At 46.5% G+C, this 17,163-nt stretch carries 23 protein-coding genes; 8 read left to right on the top strand and 15 right to left on the bottom strand.

The window, feature by feature from the left end:
• The first annotated feature begins 79 nt into the window (after positions 1-79).
• Positions 80-646, top strand: coding sequence for a hypothetical protein (locus FSB75_RS16985; RefSeq protein WP_227990620.1), 567 nt, complete (start codon positions 80-82; stop codon positions 644-646).
• Positions 647-688: 42 nt separating this feature from the next.
• Here the strand turns inward: FSB75_RS16985 and FSB75_RS16980 are convergent, their stop codons facing one another.
• Positions 689-1,390: a peptidylprolyl isomerase gene (locus tag FSB75_RS16980; protein ID WP_146789939.1), complete on the bottom strand. Its 702-nt coding sequence runs from the start codon at positions 1,388-1,390 to the stop codon at positions 689-691.
• A gap of 2 nt (positions 1,391-1,392) precedes the next feature.
• Entirely contained in the window at positions 1,393-1,740 is a 348-nt protein-coding gene (locus FSB75_RS16975) for a hypothetical protein (protein ID WP_146789937.1), read from the bottom strand.
• Positions 1,741-1,819: 79 nt separating this feature from the next.
• Between FSB75_RS16975 and FSB75_RS21860 the strand changes: the two genes are divergently transcribed.
• Positions 1,820-1,990 (top strand): hypothetical protein, encoded by a 171-nt coding sequence (locus tag FSB75_RS21860; protein ID WP_172623197.1) that lies wholly within the window; start codon positions 1,820-1,822, stop codon positions 1,988-1,990.
• Between the two features lie 79 nt (positions 1,991-2,069).
• Here the strand turns inward: FSB75_RS21860 and FSB75_RS16970 are convergent, their stop codons facing one another.
• The 12 genes from FSB75_RS16970 to FSB75_RS16920 form a co-directional block, all read right to left on the bottom strand.
• Complete coding sequence (locus FSB75_RS16970; protein ID WP_146789935.1) at positions 2,070-2,513, bottom strand: ASCH domain-containing protein; 444 nt, start codon at positions 2,511-2,513, stop codon at positions 2,070-2,072.
• A 3-nt stretch (positions 2,514-2,516) separates the two neighbouring features.
• Positions 2,517-3,290, bottom strand: coding sequence for a TIGR02757 family protein (locus tag FSB75_RS16965; RefSeq protein WP_146789933.1), 774 nt, complete (start codon positions 3,288-3,290; stop codon positions 2,517-2,519).
• Positions 3,291-3,355: 65 nt separating this feature from the next.
• A complete protein-coding gene (locus FSB75_RS16960; protein ID WP_146789931.1) occupies positions 3,356-4,723 on the bottom strand; it encodes a S41 family peptidase in 1,368 nt (455 codons plus the stop codon).
• Between the two features lie 21 nt (positions 4,724-4,744).
• Positions 4,745-5,659, bottom strand: a complete 915-nt coding sequence (locus FSB75_RS16955) for an alpha/beta fold hydrolase (protein WP_146789929.1) — start codon at positions 5,657-5,659, stop codon at positions 4,745-4,747.
• 44 nt (positions 5,660-5,703) lie between these two features.
• Positions 5,704-6,516 carry a CPBP family intramembrane glutamic endopeptidase gene (locus tag FSB75_RS16950; RefSeq protein ID WP_146789927.1) on the bottom strand — a complete coding sequence of 271 codons (813 nt, stop codon included), beginning with the start codon at positions 6,514-6,516 and terminating at the stop codon, positions 5,704-5,706.
• 88 nt (positions 6,517-6,604) lie between these two features.
• A complete protein-coding gene (locus FSB75_RS16945) occupies positions 6,605-7,366 on the bottom strand; it encodes a LytR/AlgR family response regulator transcription factor (RefSeq protein WP_146789925.1) in 762 nt (253 codons plus the stop codon).
• A 3-nt stretch (positions 7,367-7,369) separates the two neighbouring features.
• Positions 7,370-8,416, bottom strand: a complete 1,047-nt coding sequence (locus tag FSB75_RS16940) for a sensor histidine kinase (RefSeq protein ID WP_146789923.1) — start codon at positions 8,414-8,416, stop codon at positions 7,370-7,372.
• A complete protein-coding gene (locus tag FSB75_RS16935) occupies positions 8,413-9,465 on the bottom strand; it encodes a sensor histidine kinase (RefSeq protein WP_146789921.1) in 1,053 nt (350 codons plus the stop codon). The genes FSB75_RS16940 and FSB75_RS16935 overlap by 4 nt, the downstream gene beginning before the upstream one ends.
• Positions 9,462-9,896, bottom strand: a complete 435-nt coding sequence (locus tag FSB75_RS16930) for a hypothetical protein (RefSeq protein ID WP_146789919.1) — start codon at positions 9,894-9,896, stop codon at positions 9,462-9,464. Before FSB75_RS16930 ends, FSB75_RS16935 begins: the two co-directional genes overlap by 4 nt.
• Before the next feature lie 4 nt (positions 9,897-9,900).
• Positions 9,901-10,035, bottom strand: a complete 135-nt coding sequence (locus tag FSB75_RS22255) for a hypothetical protein (RefSeq protein WP_262711932.1) — start codon at positions 10,033-10,035, stop codon at positions 9,901-9,903.
• A gap of 96 nt (positions 10,036-10,131) precedes the next feature.
• A complete protein-coding gene (locus FSB75_RS16925) occupies positions 10,132-10,584 on the bottom strand; it encodes a DUF1569 domain-containing protein (RefSeq protein WP_146789917.1) in 453 nt (150 codons plus the stop codon).
• Positions 10,585-10,595: 11 nt separating this feature from the next.
• The gene (locus FSB75_RS16920) at positions 10,596-11,735 is read right to left on the bottom strand and encodes a cystathionine gamma-synthase (protein ID WP_146789915.1); all 1,140 of its coding nucleotides are present in this window, start codon (positions 11,733-11,735) and stop codon (positions 10,596-10,598) included.
• Positions 11,736-11,907: 172 nt separating this feature from the next.
• Between FSB75_RS16920 and FSB75_RS16915 the strand changes: the two genes are divergently transcribed.
• The 6 genes from FSB75_RS16915 (at position 11,908) to FSB75_RS16890 (ending at position 16,365) form a co-directional block, all read left to right on the top strand.
• The gene (locus FSB75_RS16915) at positions 11,908-12,297 is read left to right on the top strand and encodes a hypothetical protein (protein ID WP_146789913.1); all 390 of its coding nucleotides are present in this window, start codon (positions 11,908-11,910) and stop codon (positions 12,295-12,297) included.
• A 165-nt stretch (positions 12,298-12,462) separates the two neighbouring features.
• On the top strand, positions 12,463-13,029 hold the full coding sequence (locus FSB75_RS16910) for a nuclear transport factor 2 family protein (RefSeq protein ID WP_146789911.1): 567 nt from the start codon (positions 12,463-12,465) through the stop codon (positions 13,027-13,029).
• Between the two features lie 138 nt (positions 13,030-13,167).
• Complete coding sequence (locus tag FSB75_RS16905) at positions 13,168-14,886, top strand: hypothetical protein (protein ID WP_146789908.1); 1,719 nt, start codon at positions 13,168-13,170, stop codon at positions 14,884-14,886.
• Between the two features lie 167 nt (positions 14,887-15,053).
• On the top strand, positions 15,054-15,554 hold the full coding sequence (locus tag FSB75_RS16900) for a class I SAM-dependent methyltransferase (protein WP_146789906.1): 501 nt from the start codon (positions 15,054-15,056) through the stop codon (positions 15,552-15,554).
• Positions 15,555-15,588: 34 nt separating this feature from the next.
• Complete coding sequence (locus FSB75_RS16895; protein ID WP_262711931.1) at positions 15,589-16,023, top strand: HU family DNA-binding protein; 435 nt, start codon at positions 15,589-15,591, stop codon at positions 16,021-16,023.
• Positions 16,024-16,239: 216 nt separating this feature from the next.
• Positions 16,240-16,365 carry a 30S ribosomal protein THX gene (locus FSB75_RS16890; RefSeq protein ID WP_146789902.1) on the top strand — a complete coding sequence of 42 codons (126 nt, stop codon included), beginning with the start codon at positions 16,240-16,242 and terminating at the stop codon, positions 16,363-16,365.
• Between the two features lie 75 nt (positions 16,366-16,440).
• Here FSB75_RS16890 and pdxH read toward each other — a convergent pair whose 3' ends face one another.
• On the bottom strand, positions 16,441-17,082 hold the full coding sequence (gene pdxH / locus FSB75_RS16885; RefSeq protein WP_146789900.1) for a pyridoxamine 5'-phosphate oxidase: 642 nt from the start codon (positions 17,080-17,082) through the stop codon (positions 16,441-16,443).
• Positions 17,083-17,163 lie beyond the last annotated feature (81 nt).

The raw sequence follows: 17,163 nt of genomic DNA, 5'->3' as shown, positions 1-17,163 counted from the left end.
TGGTTTGAAAAAATAAAAAAAGGACGGTCAGGCAGAAAATGGTTTTTATAGGCCGCATTGCCCCTTAAACGATTTGCGGATGAAATTAGTATCTGATGCAAGGGTTCTTTTTCACAGGCAATTGGTTGTGCCGGGCTGTTTTCGGGTTTGTCCCTTCTTACCTTTAAAAGAAAATCCAATGGCTTATCCCAATATTGAACTCATCAACACACTTCGCGAAGCGGCAAAGGCTTTACGGGCCGGCGCTCACTATGCCTGGGGCAGTCACGGCTCGTGCAATTGCGGACACGTGTTGCAGGTGGCAACGCAATTGAGCAAGGAAGAAATCATTCGCCATGCACAAACCATTTACGGCGAGTGGACGGAGATTGCCGAAGATTATTGCGGCGTAACCAACGCACCGGCTTATTTGCTCGTGTCGAAACTGGAAAAACTCGGCCTCACGCCAACCGATATTCACAACCTTGAATATCTCGAAGACCGAAAAGTTTTGGAAGGCTTGCCCGGTGGCTTTCGTTGGTTGAAGAAGAATGTTCGGGAAGACGTGATCCAGTATTTTGAAACGATGGCGGAGATGTTGGAAGAAAAATTACTTAGTAAAATTGAATTGCCTTTTTTCGAAGAAACGGTATCGCAACTTGCTTAAAATAGCATTGTCAATTAAACAAACTTCTATCTGCACAAATGCTTACTTCTTTCGCTTTACCAGCTTTGCCGAAAGAATGCGCACGTCTTGCAAGGGCCGGTTTAAATCAGGCCCGCTGCTAACAGGCATTGAAGCAATTTTGTCCACCACATCCTGCCCGCTCACCACTTCACCAAACACGGTGTAATTGCCGTCGAGTTGCGGTGTGCCGCCAATCGTTTTGTAATACTCTCTTCGCTCCGGCGAAATCTTTCTTCCTTGCAAACGCACCACTTCAATGGAATCCAGTTCATGGTCATTAAACGTTCTTCCGTTCACGATATAAAACTGGCTGCCACTGCTGCGCCTTTCGGGATTTTCCGCATCGCCTTTGCGGGCTGCTGCCAATGCGCCCTTCTTGTGAAAGAGCGAAGGCAGAATTTCAGCGGGCAGTGTGTAATCAGGTCCGCCATTTCCTAAAGGCTTGTGTGCTTCGGCGCGAACGCTGGTTGGGTCACCGGCCTGAATCATAAAACCTTTGATGACGCGGTGAAACAGGATGCTGTCCAAATAATGAGACTTCACAAGCCGCAAAAAATTGTCGCGATGTTCCGGTGTTGAATCCGACAAGCGAAGGATGATGGTGCCTTCGGTTGTGACGAGTTCAGCGTCTTTCTTGCGGTCCTTGTTTTTGATTTTTACATCCTGTTGAGCAAACGCAAAAAAAGAAAGACAGAGGGCAAGCGGCAAAAGCAGTTGGCGCATGTTTAAATAAGTTCGTGGTTTTGAAAGTAAAGAAGGATGTGGTCCTTCAAAAAGTTCTCCTGTTCAAAAGGATTTAGTTCCGGCATTGCTTTCAGTTGGCCGAAATGCGGCCAGCCGTCTTCGTCCACTTTTTCAATTTCGTAATAGCCGCTTGGCATGAGCACCGTGCACACGGCCACGTGCATCAGGTCTTGCTTTTGTTCTTTCGTAAACTTTTCTTTAATGTCGCCGAGTTCTTGTATGCCGATCAAAAATAAAATCGTTTCCACATCCGGCTTTTTTTCAAACCGTTCCATTAATTTTTCTTCCAGCTTCCACCACCGGCTTTGCAGGTCATCGCTATAATTCATTGTTCTTCCATTAAGGCGCGAAGGTAAAACATTGCCACTGCTGGCACGGCAATTGTCGCTTTGCTGAAAACAAACGATTATGAAAACATCAGTTTCAATAGCCCTTGGGGTAGCGCTTGCGGCCGCTGCCGTTTATTTTTGGCAAACGAAGAAAAAATCGCCTGTAAATCTTTTGCCTCAAAAGGAAAACGAACGCCATCACCTCACCGATCTTTTTTCAAGAGCAAAACAAGTAGCGGTTGGAAATTGAGGAATGAGTGCCGGGTGACACATAATGAGTTCTTCGCGCCGCGCATCAATTTTTATAAAAGAAGAAAGATTGTCAGTGCTTACTCATTTATAAATTTCCACAAGCCCAATCCGCCTTTCATTGGAATGGGTTTGTCAAACATCACCGGCTCTGACAGCAACCAGGCATAACGGCCTTTGGTGTAATCGCCAAAGGCTTTTTCTTCAAGCGTTAACGTGTTCAGCATCGCATCGGAATAAAACAATTTTTCCACCGGCACAATCTCGTCGAGATTTACTTGCCCAATGACGGCGCCAAACGGCAACGCATCAAAATCGGGAATGTATTTTGAAAAGGGCGGTTCGTTCACCAGCACCTTGCCTTTCTTTCCTAAACTTGCGTGAACGAACAAGGTGCCGCGGTAAGCGGTTTGCCAGGAACGGGTTTCAATTTTTTTTATACCCGTTACAACCAATGATGCCCAGGGTTGCAAAAGCGAAAGCGCCTTGGCTTCTGTCTTGCCTTTATTGTTCTTGCGCAGCATAAATCAAACAGGCTTTTGCATTACACCCAAACCAAACAAAGCAAAATCGTATTTCACCGGGTCGCTCGCATCAAACGTTTTTAATTGCCGGGTAAGTTCAACGGCGGTTGTCCAGTCGGTTTGTTTTCGGGTAATGAGATTGAATTGCCGCGCCACTCTTCCCACGTGCACGTCCACAGGACAAACGAGTTGCGACGGCGAAATTTTTTTCCAGAGCCCAAAGTCCACACCGCAATCATCGCTTCGCACCATCCACCGCAAGAACATGCAAAGCCGCTTGCACGTAGAGCCACGTGCCGGCGTGGCAATGTGTTTCTTTGTTCGCACCGGCGCATCTTCTAACGAAAAAAAATAATCGTGAAAACCAACCACCGCGTTTTCAATGTTTTCGTCTTCTTTCTTCATCCATTTTGTAAAAGCCGTTTCCAGCGAAGCGTCACTTTTATAATGATGGCCTAAAAAAAGAAGAAAGTATAAAAGGTCGGTTGCATTAAACGTGCGGTGTTTAAAATGCAACAGTGTTTGTAACTCTTTATCCGAATGATGAACGATAAAGTCGTGCGGCGCGTCGTCCATCAATTTCATTAACTCCGTTGTTTTGTTGATGATGGTAGTTCTATTTCCCCAAGCGAAAATGGACGCAAAGAAACCCGCAATTTCAATGTCCTCTTTTTTGCTGAAGCGGTGTGGAACAGAGATTGGATCGGCCGCAATAAAAGAAGGCTGATTGTATTCAGCCACCTTTTTATCCAAAAAAGTCTTCAGCGTTTCGTTCACACGCCAAAACTATGCAAAGAGAAAGCCGCGAGTCAATTTTAGAATGATGCGCTTTCGCAAATATTTTATTTCCGGCCTTGCAAATATTTTTTTGCAGCATCTAGCACTTCATCTTTTCCCTCGGCAATGCCTTTTACAGAAGGACGGACAAGCACATCGGGTTGAATGCCCACGCCAACAAATTCAGTCCCGTCGCTAAAGAAATCACGCTTGGCGCAAACGGCCGCCAAACCACCGCCGGGCAAATTCACAAACACGGGCTGACCCGTGCTGCCACCGGTTGGCTCACCAATAACCACCCCGCGTTTCATGCTTTTAAACGTGGCAGTAAAATCCTCCGCAGCCGAATACGTAGCGCTGCCTGTCAACACGACCACGGGCTTGCTGAACAATTTATTTTTGTAAGGTTTCCAGTCATCTTCTGCGATGCTTCCTTTTTCAATTGCGCCCCACGAGCGGCCAACGGGACGGTATTGCCGCAGCGCCGTTTGGCCCGTGTAAAAAACCTTGTTGGTTAAGCAACCCAAAATTTCAAAACCGTTGCTGCCGTTGCCGCCGCCGTTGTTGCGCACGTCAATGATCAACGCCGTTGTTTGTGCAATGGTTGCAAACAAACTGTCGAAGACTTTCACAATTTTTTGATCGCCGAACGAGTTGACTTGCAGGTAAGCAATGTTGCCGTTTAAAATTTGAAAGTTGAACAAAGGCAAGCGGTCCCAAAACTTTTCAACGGGCTTGCGGGCAAAGCTTTGCGTGATGATTTTTCCGTCCGCTGTTTTAAATGTAAGTGATGCAATGCTGCCTGCGCTTCCCGGCGTCAGTTCGTAACGATAGATCCTGTTGGTGCTGTCCTGCGGCGTGGAAAAATGCAGGTAAGGACTGATGCTATCTTGAATGTATACAGTCAATGGCGTTGCGTTCCAGGCTACGAGTTCCATTCCGGGTTTAATGCGTTGCTCTTCTTTTTTATCCGAGGTGTTTTGCACCACAATAGCCTTGTTTTCTATCCAGCGAATTTCAAGCGGCAGAATGCCGTTCAGCTTTTTCATGTAGGCAAACGGAAGCGTGACACTGGTATGTCCGTCGCGCAGGTGCCGATAAAAACTTTGCAGCACTTTATAATAATCATAGGTTGTTGCGGCGGCAATAACCCTGGGAATGTAAGCCGTGTACACGCTGTCCCAGTTCAGGTTTGGAACCAAATCAAAATTGGCGAAATTGTATTTGGCTTCGGACCAGCATTGACTTAGGCCCGCAATTTTTTCTTCACTGGTTAACCGTTCGTTTACCGGCTTGTCTTTTGTGAAGGCGGCGAAATCAACTTTCTCCCAGCGGTTCTCGTTAAAGTTTACGTAAGCCGCTGAATCAAATTTCTTTTGCGCCGATGCACTCAGCACAAACGCGGTGGCTAAAAAGAAAAAGAATCTTTTCATGTTGTTTGCAAGTATCGTTGTTTATGGAATAGAAGGAATAAAGGCCAGGATCTTTTCGGCGTACCACTGCGGCTCTTCCTGGAACGAGGCATGGCCGCCAATGTAATGCACAACGGTTTGGTGCGGAAAGCGAAACAGCTTGTAATGATCAGGACCAACGGCGTAATCTTTGTCGCCGGTCACCACAAATACGGGACATTTAATGTTCGCTGTTTGCGCCGAATAGTCTTTCCAATACTCAGCGTCCTTCCAGCATTGCGTGGCAAAATCGCGGTTGAATTTTCCGGCAGAAAACGTAACCGAATCGCTGAACTTTTTTTCAAAGGCATTTCGAAACATAAGCTTGTACCAAAGGTTTTTTTCGGTGAGCTTATCGTGCACTTTCCATACTCTTTCGTTTAACGGAAGCGAGGTATCTCTGAATGCCGTTTGGTCTTTGATGTCAAGTTCTTTTAACCCGAATTCGAGATGACTGTTCATGGAAGCCCGCATGTTTGCCGTGCAGTGAATGTAGAACACGGCGGTAATGTTTTGCGGATACCGCAACGCATAATTAGTGAGAAGGATCCCGCCGAAAGAATGTCCCATTACCGCCCATTTTTTGATGCCGAGATGCTGCCGCAATTCTTCCATGTCCAATAACATTCTCTTTAGCGTGTAATTGCGGTTGGTAGCAGAGTCGGAACGGCCGCTGCCGCGCTGGTCGAAATAAATCATTTGCAGCTTTTGCTCGATGAGCGGTGCGCCGGCCATTGCTTCGTAATAATAAGACGTTGAACCCGGCCCGCCGTGCACAAAGAGGCAAGGTTTGCCTTCGCCGGCAATGCGAACATAGAGTTTTACACTATCGGATGTGGTAAAATAAAAGTGCTTATCGGTTGCGAATGATGAAAGGTGAAAAATCAAAACAAGTAAGGAAGCAAATATCGTTTTCATGCCGTTGATTTATGATGTAAAATGAAATCTTTGCGAAGGCGTTTTCAAACAAGTTCAGATGAATGACGGATCGGGGTTGACGAGTGCCGCAGCGGAGAAACAAAGGATTCATTTTCTTTCTTGCTTGTCAGTTGTTGGCAAATAAAACAATGCAGCGGAATGGAAAGAAGCGTGAAGACGATGGATATCCAAAGAGCCGGAAAAGCGTTATCGCCGCTGCTTGTGTGCATCACGTTGCTCGTAAGATGATAGACGATATTACCAGCCCAATGCACGCCCAGCGTGTACCAAATATTGCCCGTAATGAGAAGCGGAAGCACAAGCGCAAGACCCAATACAAAAACGTAAAGCAAATAAACCGGTTCGTTTAAACGGTGAACGTGATTCAAAACATAAATGATGGCGGAAAGCAGCGCAAGGTATTGCCTGCTTATCTTGCTTTTTGTATGACGGTAAACATAACCGCGTGTCAGAAGGTCTTCGGTAAGCGATGAAACAGCACTGCCGAAAATGAGCAAAGCAGCAGTGGGCAAAAAATCTTTCAGCGGCGGCACTAAACTGACGACTTCAATGTGCAAGGCAAGGCAAGTGAAAAAAGAAAGGCTGCTTATAACCAGTCCTGCAAGCAATCCGCTGGTTAAATAAACAGGCAAAGATTTTTGCAAGGCCAGTCCCCACGGCGCAAGGTTTTTATCGCCCTGCCATTTGGCAAGAAGAAATGCAAGTACGAAGAACAAAGTGGAAAGAAAGAGAAAACCCGCGGCACTGTTCTGCGAAAGTATCATGTACTCAGCCGAATGATAACAAAGGAACAGAAGATTGAAGCCGGCAATGATTTTAAAAGGCGAAGGTTTCATGCGCTGCGTTTTACAGCACAAAGAGAAAGGGCCGCGAAATGTTTAAAAAACGAAAACCGATGAATGACGGATAGCGAATGCTGAATGCTTACTTGCCCAGCCATTCTTTAAACTCCACCACCTTATCTAAACTCACAAACACATCTTCTTTCATCGGCGGATTCAGGTCCAGTTTGATGCGACCCTTGGAAAAGACATGAATGTTTTCAATGGCAGAAAGCTTCACCGTCATTTGCCGGTTGATGCGGTAAAATTCTTTTGGGTTGAGCATCGCCGCTAATTTATCCAGACTAAAATCAACAGGATAACGATGCCCGTCCGTTGTTACCAGAAAGGTGATTTTATCGGCACTAAAAAAGTATTGGATGCCTTCTGTTTCTACCGTCATTAAGCGTGAACCAATCGAAATTAAAAAACGGCTTTTGTATTCGGGTTCTTTCCTGTGCAGCGATTGCAAAAGCTGTTCGATGCTTTTACCGCTTTCTTCTTTTTCGGCGTGAATGCGTTTGTATTTTTCAATAGCCTTTACCAATTCATCATAGTTCAACGGCTTCATTAAATAGTCAACCGAGTTGACTTTAAAAGCCTGGATGGTGTACTCGTCAAAAGCAGTGGTAAAGATGACCGGCACGTCAAGGTTGATGCGTTCGAAAATGGAAAAACTCTGGCCGTCTTCAAGATGAATGTCCATGAGCACCAGGTCCGGGTTCTCGTTTTCCTTGAACCATTGTACGGCCTCGGCTACCGATGGAATTTCGGCCAGCACCTGAATTGAAGCATCGTATTTTTTTAGCATCGTTTCCAGCCGTTGCGCCGAAAGGTGTTCGTCTTCAATGATGACAACGTTCATGATTTATTTTTTAAGCAAGGGTATTTGCACACGAAAAATTTCGCTTGTCTGCGCAATGATTGGCTTGCGTTCGGTGAGCATGGCGTAACGTTTGCGAATGTTCTCCAGCCCAATGCCCGTCGAGCTTTCGGCTTGTTCACGCGGACGAAGATTGTTCTCAACGATTAAACTGCTTTCTGCCACGCTAACCTTTATCACCAGCGGTTCCTGCGCCGACATTTTGTTGTGCTTTACGGCGTTCTCCACCAACAGCTGCAAGGTCAGTGGCGGTAGTCGGAGGTCTTCGGCATCAGCATCAATATTCTTTTCCAATTTCACTTTCTGTTCAAAACGGATTTGCAGCAAAAAAAAGTAGGCATCCAGAAAACCCAGCTCTTCTTTCAGGCTGACAAGATCCAGTTCTTTTTGCTCCAAAATATAGCGATAAGCTTTGGCCAGGTAATGAATAAATTGCTCCGATGTTTCCGCACTGACGTGAACAAGCGAAGACAGCACGCTTAAACTGTTGAAAAGAAAATGCGGATTCACCTGACTTTTCAAAGCCTGCAAACGCACTTGTGCAAACTCGCGTTGCAACTGTTCGGCCTGCGCTTCTTTCTGCCGCGCAACCTGATAAATGTTTAGCCCCGATAAAAACGTATAGATGAAAATGGTGCCGAGCATGTACAAACCAATGTAGCGGCGAAAAGTCCAAAGATTCGGATCGGCGGGATTGCTGCCCGTCAGCGGACTGTCAATGTATTTAACAAAGCCGAAGAGAAACCAGTACGTGCAAAATAGAATGAGGATGATTTCAACGGGATAGCGCAGCCACGCGGGTTTGAAGCCTTTGAACACCGCGTTGTTCAACCGAATGACGCCGTGTGCAATCAACCCGATGCCCGTAAGCCTGACGGCGGTGAAAATCCATTCTCTCGCCAACACTTTCACCGTCAGTTCGTGGTCAATGTAAGCAAAGAACACCGGGTAGAAAAAGCTAACGATAAGGATAACCGTCAGCGTTAACTTGAACGGCGAAATCGTTTTTTGTATGGTCAGTGCTTCTTTCACTTCTTGATTAAAGGGATCGTGAGTTGAACGGTTTTGTCGCCAACTGCAGATGAAATTTCTTCGCCTTTTAAAAACCGGAATTGCTCCTGCAAGTAAGCAAACTGCGGGCTTTGCTCCGGCGCTTCGTTCTTCGGTTGATCCGAATATTCAACAAGAAGTTTCCCTTCTTTCCGCGCAACAAGAATGCGCAAAGGCTTCGCCGCCGACATGCCGTTGTTTTGCAAGATATGCTCCATCACAATCAGCAGCGTGTGCGGCGGCACTTCGTATCCGTTTGCCGCGATGTTTTCAAGTTTCACCTGCAATTTTTTGCCAAAGCGTTGTTCCGTCAGGTAAAGAAAAGAGTCGAGAAATTGCAATTCTTCTTTCAGCGGAACAGTTTCCTTGCTGCGTTGCTCCAACAGATAGCGGTAAGATTTGGAAAGCTTTTCGATAAAGGTTTCGGCCAGGTCGGCATCTACATAAACCAATGAGCTCAATGCGTTCAAACTGTTGAAAAGAAAATGCGGATTGAGCTGATTCTTTACGGCTTCAAATTGCGACTGCGTGTACTCGCGTTGCCATCGTGCCACTTCAATGTTCTTTTGTTGCAGGTAGCGAAAGATGCGAAAGGAAGTCATGAATGCATAAATCACAATCAGGAACGTAAGGTCAATGGTGAGAATCATTTTGAGCTTGCGTTCTAAAAAAGCGGGATCGTCTTCGGGCACTACCATGTAGGTCATAAACACCCAGCGAAAGGCTTCCATAATGCAAAAGCCCACGAGCAGCATAAACAACATCTCCCGCAAAAAACGCTCAAAGCCGTTGGGGTTGTAACTGTATTTTTTGTTGAAGTATTTGATGGTGTAATAGAGCAGGTACAAAATCACAAAGGTTTGCAGCATGATGGGCCAGCCTTGGGTGTAAAATTCGCCGAAGGCATAGAGCGGGATAAAAGGCTTGCCGTTGTTGATGTAACTGTACATCACCATCAGCAAAAAATTCAGCAGCAAACCGCTGCCGATGAAAAGAAAGTGAACGCTTTTATAAAAAGGTTTTGTTTTCAACGCGGCGTAAAATAAGCGATGTATGTGAAAACCGTAGCAGCCAGCGTGAGCAAGTGAAGAACGGTGTGTTCCAGATTGGGAACCGGATTGTTTTTAAGGGGCGGTAAAACAACGATAGTGTTTTTAAACAAGCGATCATAAACCTTTTGCCAGCCTTCCGAAGTGCCAAAGAAATAAGGTTGCCACCAGCTCAGATACTCACCAACCAGCAGCGTGGGATAAATGACCAACGATGCTGTCATCAGCCATTTCAACTGCGCTACAAAGCCAACAACCGGCGCCACCATTAAGAGCCCGTTCACGCAACATTCGCTTACTCTTTCTTTCAGCGTATAGTGTCGCACGTTGTTGAAAGGATAAAAATCAAACAACGTTGTTGCCTGGTGAAAAAGCAGCAAAAGAATTTGCGAAATGAAAGCAAGGGTCAACATACGTTTATTGGTTAAGCACAAAAACAGGGTTGCCAATGAACGCGGGTTTAGCCTTGCGCAAGCCGGTCGCTTCTTTCGCAACCAGTGGAAGCAAGGCTACAAGGATAATAATTACAAGGATTGGAAGAAGTTTGGGCATAACAAAAATTTGAAAGCCAAAACTGCTAGGGAAAGAAGACTTTCAAAAATCGTTGCTGACGAATGACGGATTTGGACGGATGAATGCCACGAGTCCTTACACTCCGAATTGGCGCAGGTGATGATTCGCGTGTTTATAGCCGGCAAAACCCCATTGCTTTGTATTCAGGTCGCCGAAATAAGGATGGGGCAGTTCAATGGATTGTTGATGGTGCGGGAAACGCTGAATAAGCGCAATAAATTTTTGCTTTTGTTCTTCAAAAGCGGAAGCATCTATTTGTCCTTTGGTATCGTTACGTTTGGGCGTGCGGGCATTTTTTGGAAAGCCGGGAACAAGGTATAAAAATAACCAGCGGCCGATGTATTGTCTGAGACTTGTTCCCTTTTTTACCGGTGGCGTATTCAGCAACTGTTCGTGTACACGATTCATGTGCAGCAGCATTTCGGTGGCGTTCATGCGGCCCCAAAGTGGCGCAGAATCTGGTTGTAATTTTTGAATGCGGCGAACAAGTGTTTCGCCGCATTCCTTGTCCAACAAACTTTTTCTCATACACAAATGATTTAACCGATTGCCCGGTTCAGATCGTCAATCAAATCGTCCGCGTCTTCCACACCCACACTTAAGCGAATGAGCGAGTCGCTTAAGCCGTTCTTTATGCGTTCTTCTCTCGGTATTGAAGCATGCGTCATTGTTGCGGGATGATTGATGAGCGATTCCACGCCACCTAAACTTTCGGCCAATGAAAAAAGTTTGGTAGATGACAACACACGTTTGGCTTCATCCACGCTGTCGTTCTTCAATTCAAAACTCATCATGCCGCCAAAGTCACGCATCTGTTTTTTGGCAACGGCATAGTTCGGATGATCTTCAAAACCGCACCAATAAACTCTTTCAACTTTTGGATGCTTGCGCAGCCATTCGGCAATCTTTCTTCCGTTCTCGCTGTGACGCTGCATGCGCAGGTGCAATGTTTTAATGCCGCGCAAAACCAAAAAGCAATCCATTGGTCCGGGCACGGCACCGCAACTTTTTTGAATAAAATAAAGTTCGTCGCGCAGCTTTTGGTCGTTCATCATCAACGCACCTTGTATCACGTCGCTGTGACCGCCGAGATATTTTGTAGCCGAGTGCATCACAATGTCGGCACCCAGGTCAAGCGGGTTTTGCAAGTATGGCGAAGCGAAGGTGTTGTCCACGCAAAGCAAAATATTCTTTGCTTTTGTTAACGATGCAATAGCCTCAATGTCGCAGATGTTCATCAACGGATTGGTGGGCGTTTCGGCCCAAACAAGCTTCGTATTTTCGTTGATTGCAACGGCAATATTTTTTACGTCCTGCATGTCAACGTAATGAAATTTAATGCCGAACTTTTGAAACACTTTGGTGAACAAGCGATAGGTACCGCCGTACATGTCATTGCCGCAAATCACTTCATCGCCCGGCGACAATAATTTAATCACAGCATCGGTAGCCGCCACGCCGCTGCTGAAGGCGAGGCCAAACTTCCCGTTCTCGATTTCGGCGTAAGCCTTTTCCAGCGCCGTTCGCGTGGGGTTTTGACTGCGGGCATATTCATAGCCTTTGTTTTGCGCGGGTGCTTCCTGCACATAGGTAGAGGTCTGGTAAATCGGCGTCATAATCGCACCGGTGCTTGGATCGGGTTCGGCGCCGGCGTGAATGAATTTGGTTCCTGTCTTCATGCAATCATTTTATGAAGGGCAAAAATAGGGAAAGGCTTGTGCCGGTCCGATGCAAACAAATTTGTGAACGCCGTTAACAGTCGCAACGTTGTGCTTTTCTTAACCAAAGCCGGTTAAACACCGAAAGCTCTTTGGTTTCTCAATAAGCATAACAATTAAATCCTCATTTACCATGAAAAAAATCTTTACACTGATGATTGTTTTGGGCGCCGTGGTTGTTGCTAACGCACAACCGTCCCGTACGTACCCCGATGGCCGCTACGATTCGCGTGACGTGGTTCTGGGCCGAAATGACGACCGGCCTTACGACAACAACGTTCGATACGGCAACTCGATGAGTGAACGCGAACGTGACCGGATGATTGAGCGCATCAACCGCGATTTCGACCAGCAAATCCGCCGCGTGCAATACGACCGCTGGTTACGTCCTATGGAAAAAGACTACCAGATCCGCCGCCTTGAAGACCAGCGCCGCAACGCCATTCGCGAAGTGTGGGATCGCTACCGCAACGGTAACCGCCGGTACGACGACCGATACCCGCAGAACAACCGGCGTTGGTAATCCGTACACAATGTTTAAAATCAGCCCCGCCGGTGCGGGGCTTTTGCTTTTACGCCGGTTGAATTCCTTTGCCGAAATGCTTACCTTTAATTACCCCTCCGAAAAGCACGTCTCCGCTTCTATCAAAACTTCCGCCCTCATTTCTTCACCGTTAAAAAACAATGTATGCAAAAAGCTCTTCTTCCCCTTCTTTCGTTCGTTGTTCTTTATTCGTGCAAGGACAACAAAACCACCACCGAACCCGCGGCTACACCGATGGTGAAAACCGCAACCACCACGGCTGATAACAAACCGCCGCAAGCTGAATTTGCCGACGCCAAATACACGGACATGGGAAAACAAATGATGATGCAAATGGAGAATGGCGATGTGGACAAATGGGTCGCTAATTTTGCCGACAACGCGGTGTACTCTTGGTCAAACGGCGATAGCCTTGCGGGTAAAAAAGCCATCACCGATTATTGGACGAACCGGCGCAAGAATGTTATTGAAAGCCTCCACTTCAGCAACGACATTTGGCTGCCCATAAAAGTAAATACGCCGCAACGCGGCCCCGACATGCCCGGCGTGTGGCTGCTCAATTGGTACCAGGTAAACGTGAAATACAAAAACGGAAAGGCGCTTCAGTTTTGGGTGCACCACGATTATCATTACAACAACGACAACAAGGTTGACCGCACCGTCATGTACATTGACCGGGCGCCAGTGAACGCTGCCGTTGGTATGAAGTAATAAACAAACAACTCTTTTGCAAAGCAGGCTTCGCGCCTGCTTTTTGTTTTGTAAAAATCGTGGAAGGAGGCCTGGCTTCTTTCCACGTCTTGCTTGGCTCAGCTTTTGTCTGTTTAATAGCTTATGCGCAGAAAACTTATGCTCCTCGTTCTCGTGCCCGGCGTTGTTTTAATCGGTGCATACTTGTTCTTGCGTTTTTCACTGCAATCCTCCGTTCAGAAAGAAGAAAAAAAAACCGGCGAGGTCTTGCCCCGTGTGGACAGTTTGGGCGGCAAAAAGCTTTCTGTTGTAGATCTGCGACCTCTGTTTGTTCAACGCATACAGCAAGTGCTGAAGAAATCATCAAACGGCTTGTACACGCTTTCCGTTGGTGATTTGCGTATTGACGTATTGGCGTCTTCGGTGGTTTTGCACGGCGTAAAACTTTTGCCCGACAAAGCCAAACAGGATTCGCTTAAAAAGCTTGACAAACTACCTGAAAACGTTATCACGGCTTCGTTTGATGATTTGGTGATTGAAGGCATCAACCTTGACGATGTGCTGAAAAGCCGGAAAATGGATTACACACTGATTAAGTTAACCAAACCCGTTATCGTCGTTCACCGCACAAAGCCTTCACCAAAAGGCACACAGAAAAAAGATTTTCTGCAACGCTTCTTGAAAGAAATGGATAGGCTTTCGATTAAAAAGATTCTTATCGAAGACGGCGAGCTTACGGTTTACAATGACGCAAAGAAGAGTGAGCCGATTCAAATGAAAAACATTTCCATCCGCATGAACGATCTGCTTATTGACTCTTCTATGTTGCAACGCAAAAACCGGTTTTTGTTCGCAAAAGAAGCAACCGTATCCTTTCGTGATTTTGTGCGGCCGGTGTCCGGCGGACTTTATGTTTTAAAGATGGACGCGGCCACCGCAACCATTCCGGAGCAACGCGTAGAGATCAGCAACTTTTCGTATGCCTCGCCGCTCAGCAAAGCTGAATTCACCAAGCGGCAAAAATGGAGCGAAGAAATGTACGGGCTTTCGCTGCCGCACGTTCGTCTTACCAACGTGGATTGGTGGACTTTGCTAAACGGCGAAGAAATAACCGCAAACAATCTCATTCTCGACGGCGGAAAACTTTCCGTATATCTTGACCGCACGAAACCGGCACACAACAGCATGGGCCATTTTCCCAATCAGCTTTTGATAAAACTGCCCTTAAAAATTGACGTTGGTAAAATCGCCGTTCGTAAGCTCGGTGCCGTGTACACCGAGTTCAATCCTGCGACGCAACAAACCGGCACCGTGTACATGGACGATTTAACGCTAAATACAAGCAGGCTTTCGAACAGCAAAAACTCTCTCCCTTTGGTGGTAAAAGGTTCGGCCCTGTTTATGCACAAAGTACCGCTGGAAGCAAGATTTAAATTTGATATGCAACGGGCCAGAACCGGCAAGTTTGAAGCGCAGATAAAAACGCCGGGTTTCGACGGACGTCTCATTAACTCTTTCGCGATGCCGTTAGGGATGGTGCGCATGGACAAAGGTTTTTTAGACGGCGCTGAAGCCACAATAAGTGGCGATGAACAAAAAGCCTCCGGCGATGTGTTGATTACTTATCACGACCTTAAACTTTCGCTTCTTGAAAAAGACAAGGGGAAAAAAGGCCTGGATAAAAAAGACGTGACATCGCTGCTTGCGAATATCCTTGTGATTAAAAACGACAACCCAAAAAAAGGCGGTGAGCCCCGCCGCGAACAAGCGGAATTTATTCGCAAACCCACCGGCGGCTTTTTTATGCTGGTTTGGAAAACGATGTTGGTAGGCGCACTAAAAATCATTGGCGCACCTACCAAGTATGCCTCCAAATAAAGACGTACTCATTGAACGCCTGCATCTTTGCAACGCATGAGGGACTTTCCACTGGATCTACAAACAATCATTATCGGCGATCGGCGCATGTCGCTTTTTGTACCCGATGCCGCGGTTGTAAAACAGGCTTATGAAGAGCACAAAGTCGCTTTCCTTATTGGAGCAAAATATGGCCGGCTGCCGTTGCTTTGAGTGAATTCATTGAACACCATCCGCAGTACGTAGCAAACAAACGGGTAGTGGAGGTTGGTGCAGGATTGGGTTTGCCTTCGCTTGTTGCGGCTCCTTCGGCTGCGCATGTTTTGTGCACCGACTTTTCGGAAGAAGCCGTTTCCATCGTTGCGAAATCAGCTCTTCATCATCGTTTGAAAAATTTTGAAGCGGCAGTTCTGGACTGGAATAACCTGCCGCAAAACATTCGTGCGGATGTTTTGCTTTTGAGCGATGTGAACTACGAGCCCGGTGCTTTTGCTGCGTTGAAAAAAACAATGAACCGCTTTCTTCACAACGGAACAATCATTCTTTTGAGCACGCCGCAACGGTTGATGGCAAAACCATTCATCGAACACGTGTTGCACAACTGCGTTCAAAAAGAAGAGCATACTGTAGAACAATTTGGTGACAGCGTAGCCATTACGGTAATGGTGCTAAAAAAGAAAGAGCGTTAACGCACACAAGCGTTCTGCTGTTCTTTAATCGTCAATGCGAACAAAAAAATCAACGCAACAAAAACAAATTTCATCGCCGCAAATCCTTTGCCATAGCGGATTACAGCCACATCACCAAATTTTAAAAAAGAAGGCAAATAATTTTGTTTGGATAGAAAAGCGGCTAAATTTGTTGCCGTCAAACCACAAAAAATCAACTATGAACAAAGCTGAACTGATCGCAAAAATTGCTGATGATGCCGGCATCACCAAGACCCAGGCAAACACCGCCCTTGATTCGTTTGTAGAAGCCGTAACCAAAACCCTGAAAGGTGGTGGTAAAGTAACGCTGGTTGGCTTCGGAACTTTCTCCGTATCCAAGCGTGCAGCCCGCAACGGCCGCAACCCGCAAACCGGTGAGGTTATTAAAATCAAAGCCCGCAAAGTGGCCCGTTTCAAAGCCGGTAAAGAACTTTCTGCTAAGTTGTAACCGCAACAGAGAACGAATTAGCCGTCCCGCCTTGTGCGGGACTTTTTTTGACCACGAATGACAAAGATTTCAAAAGATTGTCAGGATTGCTTATTTATAAAACCAGCGTACAAATGTGAGCACGGATAGGCTAAGATGTCTGAACTGTTTTGCGTCTCAGCTTTCACTTTTCACGTATTGCCGGCATCCCTTACATTTGCGCTCTAAAATTTTGTTATGGGCAGAGGTGATAAAAAAACCAAAAAAGGAAAAATCTTCAAAGGCTCTTTCGGTAAATGGCGTCCGGCCAGCGAAAAGAAAATTACGGGCACAGCCCCTGCTGCGCCGAAAAAAGAGAGTTGATTGGTTGCGCAGTTGATTAGTTGATTGTGCAAAGTGAAACCAGTCAACTAATCAACCAATCAACTATTCAACCCCTCACGGCGCCAGCCGTTCAATCTTCCAGCTTCCGTCTTCCAGCGTGTACTGAATGCGGTCGTGCAGGCGGCTGAACCGGCCCTGCCAGAATTCAACAATGACGGGCCTTACGCGGTAGCCACCCCAAAACGACGGACGCGGAATATTGCCGTCGCCAAACTCCGCTTTCCGTTTTTCAAATTCTTCTTCAATCCATTCGCGGTTTTGGATCACGCTACTTTGCGGCGAAGTCCACGCACCGATGCGACTGCCAACAGGCCGCGACTGAAAATACGCATTGCTTTCTTCGGCACCCGCCTTCTCTACAACGCCCATAATGCGCACTTGCCGCTCCAATTCTTTCCAGTGAAACACAAGACAGGCTTTTGGATTTTCTTCCAACTGCAGCGCCTTGAAACTTTTGTAATTGGTAAAAAACACAAAGCCGTTTTCGTCAAAATCTTTCAGCAACACAATGCGGGCCGAAGGCAGTCCGTCCGATGAAGCCGTGGCCAGCGTCATGGCGTTGGGTTCTAAAATTTCGGAAGCAATGGCTTGATCCCACCACTTTCGGAACTGTTGAATGGGGCTTGCGTCAGCGTCTTTTTCGAGAAGTGTTTGGGAAGAATATTCTTTGCGAAGGTCGGCGATGGATTTGTTCATGCGGCGAAGGTAAAGAGAGGGATTGCAGGCAAAATGTGATTGTTGTTTGCCTCGCTTTTACAAGTGCCAAACGAAAGAAAG

The sequence above is a fragment of the Flavisolibacter ginsenosidimutans genome (assembly GCF_007970805.1).
GTDB classification, from domain to species: Bacteria; Bacteroidota; Bacteroidia; order Chitinophagales; family Chitinophagaceae; genus Flavisolibacter; species Flavisolibacter ginsenosidimutans.
Note: the sequence above shows the minus strand (reverse complement) of the source record. Positions and strands in the feature narration are given on the sequence as shown.

Coding starts and splice junctions, on each gene's coding strand:
- FSB75_RS16985 (WP_227990620.1), top strand. CDS start 80: ATGAAATTAGTATCTGATGCAAGGGTTCTTTTTCACAGGCAATTGGTT.
- FSB75_RS16980 (WP_146789939.1), bottom strand. CDS start 1,390: ATGCGCCAACTGCTTTTGCCGCTTGCCCTCTGTCTTTCTTTTTTTGCG.
- FSB75_RS16975 (WP_146789937.1), bottom strand. CDS start 1,740: ATGAATTATAGCGATGACCTGCAAAGCCGGTGGTGGAAGCTGGAAGAA.
- FSB75_RS21860 (WP_172623197.1), top strand. CDS start 1,820: ATGAAAACATCAGTTTCAATAGCCCTTGGGGTAGCGCTTGCGGCCGCT.
- FSB75_RS16970 (WP_146789935.1), bottom strand. CDS start 2,513: ATGCTGCGCAAGAACAATAAAGGCAAGACAGAAGCCAAGGCGCTTTCG.
- FSB75_RS16960 (WP_146789931.1), bottom strand. CDS start 4,723: ATGAAAAGATTCTTTTTCTTTTTAGCCACCGCGTTTGTGCTGAGTGCA.
- FSB75_RS16955 (WP_146789929.1), bottom strand. CDS start 5,659: ATGAAAACGATATTTGCTTCCTTACTTGTTTTGATTTTTCACCTTTCA.
- FSB75_RS16950 (WP_146789927.1), bottom strand. CDS start 6,516: ATGAAACCTTCGCCTTTTAAAATCATTGCCGGCTTCAATCTTCTGTTC.
- FSB75_RS16945 (WP_146789925.1), bottom strand. CDS start 7,366: ATGAACGTTGTCATCATTGAAGACGAACACCTTTCGGCGCAACGGCTG.
- FSB75_RS16930 (WP_146789919.1), bottom strand. CDS start 9,896: ATGTTGACCCTTGCTTTCATTTCGCAAATTCTTTTGCTGCTTTTTCAC.
- FSB75_RS22255 (WP_262711932.1), bottom strand. CDS start 10,035: ATGCCCAAACTTCTTCCAATCCTTGTAATTATTATCCTTGTAGCCTTG.
- FSB75_RS16925 (WP_146789917.1), bottom strand. CDS start 10,584: ATGAGAAAAAGTTTGTTGGACAAGGAATGCGGCGAAACACTTGTTCGC.
- FSB75_RS16920 (WP_146789915.1), bottom strand. CDS start 11,735: ATGAAGACAGGAACCAAATTCATTCACGCCGGCGCCGAACCCGATCCA.
- FSB75_RS16915 (WP_146789913.1), top strand. CDS start 11,908: ATGAAAAAAATCTTTACACTGATGATTGTTTTGGGCGCCGTGGTTGTT.
- FSB75_RS16910 (WP_146789911.1), top strand. CDS start 12,463: ATGCAAAAAGCTCTTCTTCCCCTTCTTTCGTTCGTTGTTCTTTATTCG.
- FSB75_RS16905 (WP_146789908.1), top strand. CDS start 13,168: ATGCTCCTCGTTCTCGTGCCCGGCGTTGTTTTAATCGGTGCATACTTG.
- FSB75_RS16895 (WP_262711931.1), top strand. CDS start 15,589: ATGCGAACAAAAAAATCAACGCAACAAAAACAAATTTCATCGCCGCAA.
- FSB75_RS16890 (WP_146789902.1), top strand. CDS start 16,240: ATGGGCAGAGGTGATAAAAAAACCAAAAAAGGAAAAATCTTCAAAGGC.
- pdxH (WP_146789900.1), bottom strand. CDS start 17,082: ATGAACAAATCCATCGCCGACCTTCGCAAAGAATATTCTTCCCAAACA.